Source organism: Leptolyngbya cf. ectocarpi LEGE 11479 (assembly GCF_015207065.1).
Classification (GTDB): Bacteria; Cyanobacteriota; Cyanobacteriia; order Phormidesmidales; family Phormidesmidaceae; genus Leptothoe; species Leptothoe ectocarpi.
The window spans coordinates 1-11,046 of sequence record NZ_JADEXP010000216.1 but is presented as its reverse complement, the minus strand read 5'-3'; the positions used below and the strand labels follow the sequence as shown (position 1 = coordinate 11,046).

The 11,046-nt window shown below is 50.7% G+C and carries 12 protein-coding genes and 1 tRNA gene; 7 read left to right on the top strand and 6 right to left on the bottom strand.

The window, feature by feature from the left end; translation table 11 throughout:
* Positions 1 to 1,021 (bottom strand): hypothetical protein (locus IQ260_RS20020; protein ID WP_228016289.1); only part of this gene is annotated, 1,021 nt, incomplete at its 3' end.
* Between the two features lie 151 nt (positions 1,022 to 1,172).
* The gene (locus IQ260_RS20015) at positions 1,173 to 2,339 is read right to left on the bottom strand and encodes a serine hydrolase (protein ID WP_193994859.1); all 1,167 of its coding nucleotides are present in this window, start codon (positions 2,337 to 2,339) and stop codon (positions 1,173 to 1,175) included.
* Between IQ260_RS20015 and IQ260_RS20010 the strand changes: the two genes are divergently transcribed.
* Positions 2,338 to 2,481, top strand: a complete 144-nt coding sequence (locus IQ260_RS20010) for a hypothetical protein (protein WP_193994858.1) — start codon at positions 2,338 to 2,340, stop codon at positions 2,479 to 2,481. The two genes, IQ260_RS20015 and IQ260_RS20010, sit on opposite strands and share 2 nt — an antisense overlap.
* A 78-nt stretch (positions 2,482 to 2,559) precedes the next feature.
* Here the strand turns inward: IQ260_RS20010 and IQ260_RS20005 are convergent, their stop codons facing one another.
* Positions 2,560 to 3,339 (bottom strand): RNA methyltransferase, encoded by a 780-nt coding sequence (locus tag IQ260_RS20005; protein WP_193994857.1) that lies wholly within the window; start codon positions 3,337 to 3,339, stop codon positions 2,560 to 2,562.
* Between the two features lie 91 nt (positions 3,340 to 3,430).
* Between IQ260_RS20005 and IQ260_RS20000 the strand changes: the two genes are divergently transcribed.
* Positions 3,431 to 3,595, top strand: a complete 165-nt coding sequence (locus IQ260_RS20000; protein WP_193994856.1) for a DUF2256 domain-containing protein — start codon at positions 3,431 to 3,433, stop codon at positions 3,593 to 3,595.
* Between the two features lie 45 nt (positions 3,596 to 3,640).
* Here the strand turns inward: IQ260_RS20000 and IQ260_RS19995 are convergent, their stop codons facing one another.
* Positions 3,641 to 4,264, bottom strand: a complete 624-nt coding sequence (locus IQ260_RS19995) for a chorismate lyase (RefSeq protein WP_228016288.1) — start codon at positions 4,262 to 4,264, stop codon at positions 3,641 to 3,643.
* 149 nt (positions 4,265 to 4,413) lie between these two features.
* Positions 4,414 to 4,495, bottom strand: a tRNA-Leu gene (locus IQ260_RS19990).
* 175 nt (positions 4,496 to 4,670) lie between these two features.
* On the opposite strand from IQ260_RS19990, the gene accC reads away from it, so the two are divergent.
* The 3 genes from accC (at position 4,671) to argJ (ending at position 7,997) form a co-directional block, all read left to right on the top strand.
* The gene (gene accC / locus IQ260_RS19985; protein WP_193994855.1) at positions 4,671 to 6,014 is read left to right on the top strand and encodes an acetyl-CoA carboxylase biotin carboxylase subunit; all 1,344 of its coding nucleotides are present in this window, start codon (positions 4,671 to 4,673) and stop codon (positions 6,012 to 6,014) included.
* 47 nt (positions 6,015 to 6,061) lie between these two features.
* On the top strand, positions 6,062 to 6,580 hold the full coding sequence (locus tag IQ260_RS19980; RefSeq protein WP_193994854.1) for a hypothetical protein: 519 nt from the start codon (positions 6,062 to 6,064) through the stop codon (positions 6,578 to 6,580).
* 145 nt (positions 6,581 to 6,725) lie between these two features.
* The gene (gene argJ / locus IQ260_RS19975) at positions 6,726 to 7,997 is read left to right on the top strand and encodes a bifunctional ornithine acetyltransferase/N-acetylglutamate synthase (protein WP_193994853.1); all 1,272 of its coding nucleotides are present in this window, start codon (positions 6,726 to 6,728) and stop codon (positions 7,995 to 7,997) included.
* 85 nt (positions 7,998 to 8,082) lie between these two features.
* Here the strand turns inward: argJ and IQ260_RS19970 are convergent, their stop codons facing one another.
* On the bottom strand, positions 8,083 to 8,574 hold the full coding sequence (locus IQ260_RS19970) for a tetratricopeptide repeat protein (RefSeq protein WP_193994852.1): 492 nt from the start codon (positions 8,572 to 8,574) through the stop codon (positions 8,083 to 8,085).
* A 438-nt stretch (positions 8,575 to 9,012) separates the two neighbouring features.
* Here IQ260_RS19970 and IQ260_RS19965 point away from each other — a divergent pair, with 438 nt between their 5' ends.
* Entirely contained in the window at positions 9,013 to 10,212 is a 1,200-nt protein-coding gene (locus IQ260_RS19965) for a nuclear transport factor 2 family protein (protein ID WP_193994851.1), read from the top strand.
* Between the two features lie 447 nt (positions 10,213 to 10,659).
* Positions 10,660 to 11,046: aminotransferase class I/II-fold pyridoxal phosphate-dependent enzyme (locus IQ260_RS19960; RefSeq protein ID WP_228016286.1), on the top strand; the 387-nt coding region annotated here is incomplete at its 3' end.

Here is an 11,046-nt window from a genome sequence, read left to right as displayed (position 1 = left end):
CTGTAGGATTTTCAGGATTGCTGGCGGGTTTATGGGGCATCACAGCAACCGATTCGAGCGCGGCTGGGACAGCCGCGCCGCGCATGGCGGAGCGATAGGTAATTTCTTGAGTTTCAATCTCACTGAGGGGACGCCAACCCTCCTGGTTGAATGTGGGGAGACTGGGGGACCCATTATGAGCCATGGACCCCCGCTGAGAGCGAACGGTCTCGGTAACACAGCCTAAAATAAATGCCGCTGCAGCCGAGCCTGTCACAACGATGGCTCTCATATATTTAAATTGCTGATCAATGATTTCTTTTGGGGCCAGACGACGGCGTTGAATCCGTCGCTGGCTGGGGGGCTTGGAGCCATCAATATCAGCGGGACGGATTTGCACCACTGGAAAGGGAGCGACATTACGATTGGGGCGGCGGCGATGCTCCTGGTGATTAGGCTCTCTCGGAATGAGATAAGACGGCACCTGCTTAAACGTTTTACTGCCATAGGTGGCTGCTGTTACAGGTTCGGGCTGGGCCGTCTTTGACTTGGCAGCTGTTGTAGAGGTAGATGCGAGTGGCTCCGCCGTTGGCACAGCTGTATTGTTGTCTGGCTCAGCATGTGGCTCCGCCGCTGCTGGCACAGTATTGGACACAGCTACAGCTGTATCGCTGTCTGGAGCCAGGTTGTCCGAGACTAGAGGCGGTGGTGTTGCGGTGCGTTGTCGCTGAGTCAGTCGGACCCGCTGTTGCCAAAGAGGTTGCTTTGTTCCTATAACCCGACCAATGAGGGATACTCCACGGATGACATCGGACTCTAATCGGCAAATACGGTTACACACCAGCCGGATTAATGCCTCTTTCTTAGGGGGGCGCTCAAACTCTAATAGGACCTGGAGATAGCCGGGGTAGCGATCTGTCTGTACCTGGGCATAGATCGCCTGGGGTACCAACGGATAGTTAAGCCACAAGGCTATGGAGCGAAAGTGACCGTTGGCGGCTGAGTGTTTAATCTGATTAATATCCACAGGGGGGTTGATCATAGTTCTCTAGAGCTGACAGGGATCAGAGTGTAGATGGGACACCCCCGAACTTGTCTGACAGAGTGTATCAAAGATGTCTATCTTGTCAACTGCATTAGCCACAAAAAATCTGACTCATGCAGTATCTAGAGCGCTGACGACCTAGTTGGAGCTATTCCTGGGAACTGGGGATAGCAGAGTCAGGCGTTTCTCCAGGAGATACGGGAATTGACTGGGCTCCGTTTTCGCCAGAGGTGTCAGTGGCAGGTTTGATTACAGGAATGGCGTTATTCATGGCCTGGTAAACCGTTTGGGAAATTCGTCGAATGAGTTCTTGGGCGCGGCCATCGTTGTCAGGACGCTGTACCAGAGTTGCGATCGCATATCGTTTCCCATTGGGCAGATCCATCAGCGCCACATCGCCTAGGACTTCACCAATGTTGCCAGTTTTGTTGTAGCTAATTGTGGTTTCGCTCACCCCGGCGGGCAGTAGCTTTTTATTGTAAGTTCGCTGCAGAATATTAAAGACGCGATCGCGCGATCTCAGACTTAAAACCTCGCCCTTATGAATATGGGCTACCATCCGCACCAGATCCTCGGTACTCGTGGTGTTGGTTCCTTCTACATCGGGTAGTGGGTTATTCAGGACGGTGGCCGTGAGCCCCCAGTTGGCAAACTGCTGGTTGAGTTCTGTTGGCCCCCCCAGCAGGTCGATCATCATGTTAGTCGCCGTATTATCACTGTTGATAATCATTTGAGTGGCAACTTCTAGGGCCGTATACCGCGTTCCCGGTGGCTGAGTTTGCATATCTCCAGACCCCTGGGCGATTTGACTCGACTGCATAGCCAGGGCCTGATCAACGGTGATGCGATCGTCATCTACCGCCTGAAAAAAGGCCACTAAAATCGGCAGTTTAATCGTGCTTGCCGCCGGGACTGCGGAACTACCTGCAATATCTACATAGTTACCCGTGTCTAAGTCAAAGACATAAACGGTGGGCGTTAGTTCAGGAATCAGATCCTGTAGTTCCGCCAAACTGGCCTTTAGGGGAGCCAGTTCTTGGGTGCGCACCAGCACATCATTGTCAGTTTCGGTCGATACGGTAACTGCTGACTGGGTTTCAGCCGCCGTGCCACGGGCTAACTGCTCATCGGTGGGTGTGAGGACCGACAGCAGTGTTCCTGCGATCGCGGCCACCCCTAGGCCAATAATCAACAAGCGAACACCATAGATTAGGGGCTTAGGTAGCCTTGGTAATAGGGAACTCTTGGGCTCTGGCGGCCAGGTGGAGCGAGAATTGCGGCGAGTTCGACGTACATGGCGAGACGGATCGACCATGTCCCCAAACATACCGGTCGCAGCCCCAGATGAGGATGACTTTGTCCCCCTAGACCGTATTGGCTTGGAGTTACCTCCGACCGGGGGTAGCTTAGAACGTCGCTGCCGTCGTGGTCGTCCAGACCGTCGTGATTTGGAATGAGGCTGCTGTGGATCCGTCATAGGTGTGAACACATTGCTAATCATTGCCCCTAGCGGGTGGCTGAGAATTTTGGGATGGCTAGGGGGCTTTTGAATCAGGTCCCTGATGTGTGGCTGTAGCCCAGTCTATTTGCCGCAGGATACCCCGTAGCATTGCCACATCCTGGGTAGACAGGGCCGCACGATGCCCAAGCTGTCGAAATTTACGCATGCGGCTGGGAGCCGTATGGGGATAAAGATAGCCGATTTTTAACAAAATCGATTCTAAGTGGTGATAATACCCCTCCAGCTCGTTCAGGGGAGCGGCAGCATCGTCTGCGGTAGTAGATACAGCATGAGTAGATGAAGGAGTCTCCCCTTGGGGCCGATGCCCGACGCGAGACAGTTCGTAGCAGCAAATTGCGACCGCCTGGGCTAAGTTTAGCGATTCATAGGGGGGACGGGTATCTATTTTAATAAAGCGCTGGGCTTGGAGCATTTCGTCATTATTGAGACCTCGATCTTCTGGACCAAAAATCAGGGCGCTGGGGGATGACGTCAGCAGCCAGGGCAATGTTTGCTCGGACGATTCTAACGGCGTTTGTAAATCTCGACTCCGGGCAGTGGTTGCAATTGCTCGCTGACAGCCGACTAGGGCTTCCGGCAGCGTCGCTACTGTCTGGGATGCTGCAATCACGTCGTAGGCATGAACGGCCATTTGTCTGGCGTCATCACTGTGGGGGTCACATTGGGGATTGACCAAAACCAGCTGCGACAACCCAAAATTTTTCATCACCCGCGCGGCTGAGCCAATATTTAAGGGGCCAGCGGGTTCGACTAAAACGATACGGAGTTGCGCTAGAGGGGAAGGAGGGGACATGCGATCGCAAGCATCATCTACCAATGCCTTTTAAACTAGTCTCTGAGCATACCGTGAGCCCTAAAAAACCGCTAACAATCCCTAGGAACTAATGGCCCGTCAGCGTCGCAAGTCTGATTTACCGACAAAAACATGCACCGTTTGCCAGCGCCCCTTTACCTGGCGAAAAAAATGGGCCGATTGCTGGGATGAGGTGAAATATTGTTCGGACCGATGCCGTAAACGGCGTCATCAAACCACCAAACCCGACAATTAATAACCCACGTGGGGGCGTTGCATGCAACGCCCCTACAAATACGATCTACCGATGGCTCGTTTCAGACCGCATGGGTCCCAAATATCGCATCAGATAAGGCGAAAACACCTCATAAATCAGGGTCAGCGGTTTGCCGTGGTGCCAGAACAAATAATGGCGACCCCAAAATGGGCCTTTCTGACCAAATGCGGCCTCCAGCGGTGGGCTCCAACCGTAGTAAATACCTTGAATATCGCGGTAAAGCTCAGTACGCAAATTGGCAAGACTGGCCCAAATCGGCAGCGAACGGTTTTTTAGATACTCATCCACGTGACTGGCTTCCCACCAGGATGTGGCATAGGCCAAACGCTGACCTGACGCTGTACGCAACCATACCTGACGGCGGAGTCGGGGTCCCGGAACATAGCTAATCACGTCGGGCGCACCATCATCAGCCATGCCCACCAGGGACATTTCAATAACATCAACCTCGGTGGGCTCCCGCGTCAGCAGCTGAAGATGGCGGGTAGGAGAACCATCCCCCAGCATCAAAATTTGCCATGCTGGAGACAGCTGATCGTGGGGCAGTCCTCTTTTGACAACGGTTTCATCCCCCTGCCAGAGCATATCTAGGGCATGCCAGCCGGTTGTTTTCTGGGCCTTTGGTAATGGTCCAAGCGTTGAAGTCAAAGCTGTTTACAAAAATTCATGACTATTTTCATGATATACGTTTGCCCACAGCTCTGCAGAACCAATGGCTCTACCAGCTCTATATTATGAACATGGGGCGTTGTAGAGGCGTTGTATGTAACGCCTCTACAACGCCCCACAAAAAACAATGCGGATGGCGAGAATCGAACTCGCATGGCATAAGCCACACGCCCCTCAAGCGTGCGTGTCTACCAATTCCACCACATCCGCAAACAGCTGCTAAAAAACTCATCGCAGCATATAACAGTAAACCACAAACGGTCCCTCCAATGACGAGATTTTGTCTGTCCAATTTGAAGGCATTATCCCAGGGAAACCTGCGTGGTACGATCAGCTTCCGTCATATGATGCAGATAGAAAATTTCCTTAGGGTAGTGGCTGGCTGATGCGCTTTTCAAAAATCTTGATTGCGAACCGAGGTGAAATCGCACTGCGAATTTTACGCACCTGTGAGGAAATGGGAATAGCCACCGTCGCCGTTCATTCCACTATTGATCGCCACGCCCTCCATGTGCAGCTAGCCGACGAAGCTATCTGTATTGGTGAAGCCCCTAGCAGCCGCAGCTATCTCAACGTTCCTAATATTATTGCTGCGGCTATGACCACCGGAGCCAGCGCCATTCATCCTGGCTATGGTTTTCTGGCTGAAAATGACCGGTTTGTGGACATCTGCGCCGATCACAAGATTGTTTTTATTGGACCCTCGGCAGCCGCGATGCGAGCCATGGGGGATAAATCTACTGCCAAGGCTACTATGCAGCGGGTCAAGGTGCCCACGGTCCCTGGCAGCAAAGGGCTACTAGACACGCCTGACGAAGCGATGGCCTTAGCAAATGACATTGGCTATCCGGTGATGATTAAGGCCACAGCTGGTGGTGGCGGTCGCGGTATGCGTTTAGTGCGCGAAGCGAGCGAAATGACCAAGTTATTTCTCTCGGCCCAGGGTGAGGCCGAAGCGGCCTTTGGTAACGGTGGGATTTATCTAGAAAAATTTGTGGAGAATCCTCGCCATATTGAGTTTCAGATTCTAGCTGACAGCTACGGCAATGTGGTGCATTTAGGGGAACGGGATTGCTCGATCCAGCGTCGCCATCAAAAACTATTGGAAGAGGCTCCCAGCCCGGCTCTTGACCCAGCTTTGCGAGAACAAATGGGGGAGGCAGCAGTACGCGCCGCCAAAGCCATTAGCTATGTAGGGGCAGGGACTGTGGAGTTTCTAGTAGATAGCCATGGGAAGTTCTACTTTATGGAAATGAATACCCGGATTCAGGTGGAGCATCCGGTGACGGAAATGGTGACGGGGATTGACCTCATTGCTGAACAGATTCGGGTGGCTCAAGGTGAACGGCTATCGTTTACCCAAGACGATATTTTGCTTAAAGGGCATGCCATTGAATGTCGCATCAATGCCGAAGATCCTGATCATAACTTTCGCCCCAACCCTGGCCGCATTAATGGCTATTTAGCCCCCGGTGGGCTAGGGGTACGTATGGATTCCCATGTGTATACCGACTACGATATTCCCCCTTATTATGATTCTCTCATTGGCAAGCTGATTGTCTGGGGGCCTGATCGCAACACCGCTATTCAGCGTATGAAACGTGCTTTGAGAGAATGTGCGATTACCGGATTGCCCACTACTATTGGATTTCATCAAAAAGTGTTGGAGCGGCCTGAATTTCTTAAGGGAGAGGTTTACACCAACTTTGTTAATCAAATGATGGGATAGTTTGTGAGTTCTCCAACTGAGTTCTCCAACCTATAGGAGAGAATTTTATGGCTGGTGATTATCCGCATCAGGTTAAATTGTTTCATCAATCACTCTATCGCTTCAAAGGAGTGATGGAGGTCAATACAGGTATCAAAAAACTAGATAAAATCTCTCCTCAGGAGTATCAGCTGTCAGGGAAGATGGGAGATTTACCCCATGCCCTGCTACACCGAACCCAGGGAGGATTATCTAATGAAGCCTGGGCAAATACGGATGTGATTTTGTCCTATGATCGGGCGGGTTGGTTGACGTTGGAGTTTTTGGCTTGGTGGATAAGAGATCAGTCTCGCCATGGAGAACAGATTCAAATGCGACCCCTGGCTCTGGCACCTGTCGCAGACGACGAGATTCAGCTGGGCCACACGCTAAAATTTGTGATCGATCATTTTTGTTTACTCCCCGATCAGGGCCCTGAGGCCATGTTGGCATTATTGGGCGCTCGGGGGCAGGCTCTCAATAGTGCCATTAATATCTATATCGATGTATTAGGAGATTTGCTAGTGGAAGAACCATCAGCCGATTAAAAGGCTGACCCCTGGGGCTTTGATGGTAGACTGCCGCCGCTTGGGATAATCTCAGGTCAGCAACAGTTTTTTCGAGTTGGCTAGTAAGTTAGACCGCACATTAGACAATTAGACCCAGATAATTAGACTACATAAGGATATGACTATGGGACAGGGTGAAACTCAGTGGCATGTGATTGATGGCGGGGTAACGGCTCCTAAAGGATTCAAGGCAGCGGGCATTTGTGCAGGACTAAAAGCATCGGGTGCGCCGGATTTAGCCCTGATTGTGTCGGAAAATAATGATGCGATCGCAGCCGCTGTCTACACCCAGTCCCAGGTTCGCGCCGCCTGTATCGACTACTGCCAGCAACAGCTAGAGACCCACCCCTCCGCTCGGGCAATTCTCTGCAATTCAGGTCAGGCCAACGCCTGCACCGGCCAGCAAGGATGGGAAGATGCGGTAACCATGGCCACCGCCGCTGCCAATGCCCTCAACACTACCGCCGATAAAATATTAATTGCCTCCACAGGCGTCATTGGCCAGCGCATCAAAATGGACCCCCTGCTAGCCCATATGCCACAGCTAGTCACCCAGCTATCTGGCCAGGGAAACGCACAGGCGGCCCAAGCAATTTTGACTACCGATCTAGTGACCAAATCCTATGCCCTTGAGACCACCCTGGATGGACGTCCCGTTCGCATCGGCGGCATTGCCAAGGGCTCAGGTATGATCCATCCGAACATGGCCACGATGCTGTCTTTTATTACCTGTGATGCTGCCGTTTCACCCGGACTGTGGCAAGCTATGTTAGCTCGGGCTGTCGATCAGAGCTTTAACCAAATTACGGTCGATGGTGACACCAGCACTAATGATACGGTGATGGCCCTGAGTAACGGTCAATCTCGTACACCGGCTATTACCGTGCCCGGTCCAGAGGCTGAAAGGCTAGAAGCCATGCTAACCGAAGTGTGCATCTATCTCGCCAAAAGCATTGCCCGTGATGGTGAAGGGGCAACCTGCTTACTGGAGGTGCATGTGTCGGGTGCCACCACCGATCAAGATGCCCGAAAAATTGCCCGCACCATTGCCAGTTCATCCCTAGTTAAATCGGCTATCTTTGGTCGTGACCCCAACTGGGGCAGAATCGCAGGAGCCGCCGGGCGCTCGGGAGTGGCCCTCGACTCAGCACAGCTAATGATTAAGCTGGGGAATTTTGTATTACTAGACAAAGGCCAGCCCCAGCCCTTTGATCGAATTGCTGCCCACACTTATCTCAAAGACTGTGCTATTGATCATCAACCCACGGCGACTGAAGCTTTAGCCAATCCGGTAATGATTACCGTTAGAGTGGGTCAGGGTACAGGCACAGGGACAGCATGGGGCTGCGATCTGAGCTATGACTATGTCAAGATCAACGCAGAGTACACAACGTAAAAATCTTGCCCAAATACTCTCATCAAAATATTGTTTCCATCGCAGCTTGTTAAAAATTAGCTGCAGGGGGTGTCATCAATACCCATCACGAATAATGTCGAGACTGAAGAACCATTTCATCTCGAGCACTGATGGCCCAGCTGTTATTGGGTTTTAACCTAAGAGAGAGAGTAAAGTCTTGCAATGCTTCATCATAGTGCCCCATCAGCTTTAGTGTAGAACCACGGGAAATTAGCCATTGCCAACGCTTGAGGCGATCGTGTTTAATCAAATGGCCAAAATCACTGACCGCGTTACCATAGTGCCCCAGGTCACGAAAAATAATTGCCCGATTGGCATAGGCCCAAAGATTTTTAGGGTCTAAATCAATCAATCGATCTAGGTCTACCAATGCTTCTCGAGTTTGACCTAAGCGAACAAACGTTAGCGCACGGTTTTTTAGAGCTTGCAGATGATTCGGTCGGAGGGTCAACGCTTCTTCAAAATAGGCTAAAGCTTCGTCGTATACCCGCTGTTTTGCGAATACAAGACCTGCATCTACCAGCTGATCTGGAGTTGTGGGTATGGATGAGACCACATCAGTCGTTGCCCTGGAATGGCGACGAGAGTGGTTTCTGGAGGAGTTTTGATTAAAATTCGGGAACATTCAGGGGCAGGCTCGACACGAACAGTTGAGTCCATTCTGGCAAATACACTTAACTTCTTATGTAAAAAAGTAAGATTCACCAGAAGATTTCAGGATAGCTTCAAGAAGATTAAAGTTCTTCCGAAGTGGCTACACCCTAAACACAACAAGGTTTTCAAATACGTACGATAAACCTGACAACAATCACAGATGCTTGTGATAACAATCACAGTGGTGCCTCAGGACAGTTTTTTCAAGGTTGGTAGATACACTTCTATATTCAGAACATTTGTGGTTTTTCAGAACATTTGTAAAACGCATCGTCACCACAACTAAATATTTTTGACTTTTTTATGTTTAAAATCAGAGGCTAGCAGGGAGCAGTATGTCATGGGTCAAGCCGCTGATAAAGTTCAGTCTATCTATGCCGCCATCAATCAGCGCGATGTATCCCAGGCCGTGATATGGATTGATGAAGCGTGCTGCTACGAGGATTTAAACTTTTCCGCTACCTTCATGGGGCGGGCGGCAGTCCAGGAATTATTTACAGAATCCTGCCGGGCAGTTCCAGCGGACCTGAAATTTGTCATTGACGATATCACTGGCGATGATTTGGCCGTGGGTGTCACTTGGCATGTCGAAATTAACGAGATGGCCTTTCCCAATGGACGTGGCGTTAGCTTTTATCGGTTTTCCCCCGAGAGTGGCAAACTTGTTTTTGCCCGTGACTGTGTAGAACCCGCCTTAAAACCAGGTAAGGCTGCATTTACTATTATTCGCTGGGTGACGCCTCTAGTGCGCTATTGGCTGGGGCGTCAATCGCCCACAGTCCAAGATGCGTCCAATCATTCCATAGCTTCTCAAAAGTCATCACCCTCGGTCTGGTCACGGCAGTCCTGGCTAACTGACCTCCTGTGGGCTGCCACCGTCGTTTATGTAGGGATACTACTCCTATCACCGCCGACATGGCTGCCAGGGGAGCCCATATGGGCGATTCAACCCGACACCCTGCAAGAAATTCTCGACGAATCTCTGAATTTCTTTTTTATTCTGCCACTGTTAAATCTTGTTGGTATCAACTCTCTACCAGCGCCTACCGTAAACCCAGCCGTCCAAGGATTTTTTAACCTAGCGGAAGCTTGGATTTTTATGTTTCTCCCGCTGATGATGATGGATAAACGGAGTCAGCACCTACCTAAAATGGTGCTCTGGGGGCTGGCGATGTTTCTAACGAATGTATTTTTAATGCCGTACATGGCACTGCGTCTGGGACAGCCCTCAGATTCGCCAAATTTGCCAAAGAAAGGAACCCTAGCCCGCGTATTTGGGTCTTTAGGACTAATTGTTGGGAATTTGGCAGTTATCTGGTTTTGCTTTAATCGACCGGAACTGGGTGGGGTAATGAGCCGATTTGACTATCTAGGGCAGCAGGTGGTCAGCAATCGAGTTACCCTCGCTTTTGTGGTCGATATGGTTTTGTTTTGGGTATTTCAGATTTGGCTGATGGGGGCCATGATGCCGATCGGGGAGCGTTATCGGGCGCTACGGTTTATTCCGTTTTGGGGACTTGGTCTGTGGCTATTAGTCTGAGTGGTGATTTCCCTCACGTTAAAACACCACTAATGTCACTGGGAGGTATCACCCATATCACCCCCATAAGCTAGAAATATCACCGGTTTCAAGCCATGAAATCACACTAAGACGGTTCTATCTGGGAGATGATTAAATCAATCCAACAGATGGAGTCAATCCAAAAATTGGAGTTCCTGAAAAGCGACATCACAGTAATTATTGCGGTGCTGCTGTCTACGAGCTGTGCTCCTTGCATTGGGATATTGCCCGGGCTCAGGGCCTTGACAAACTCTCCTCACACCGTTTCCTTCATACAGATCAAGAACACATGCTCCCCTAGCAACGCTAGGGGAGTTTTTTTTCGGTTAGTCATGATTCAAGCAAATCATAAAGATTTGCAATCTCCACTACAAATCGATTTAAGCTAATCAGCATTGGGTTTGGAGCCGGAGCAACAGCATTCTAATGAGTATTAAGTTAGCTGCGAGGGTACAGCAAGTCACACCTTCAATGACCTTAGCCATTTCTGCCAAAGCCAAGGCAATGAAGGCTGAAGGCCTAGATATCTGCAGCTTTAGTGCTGGCGAACCTGATTTTGATACCCCGGAGCACATACGTGCAGCCACCAAAGCTGCTCTGGATGACGGCAAAACTCGCTATGGTCCGGCGGCTGGTGAACCTCGTTTGAGGGCTGCGATCGCAAACAAGCTGCGCACCGATAATCACCTGCCCTACAATGCCGAAAATATCATTGTGACCAATGGTGGTAAACATTCCCTCTATGCCCTGATGATGACCACCATCGAGCCGGGGGATGAGGTGGTCATTCCAGCGCCCTACTGGGTGAGCTAT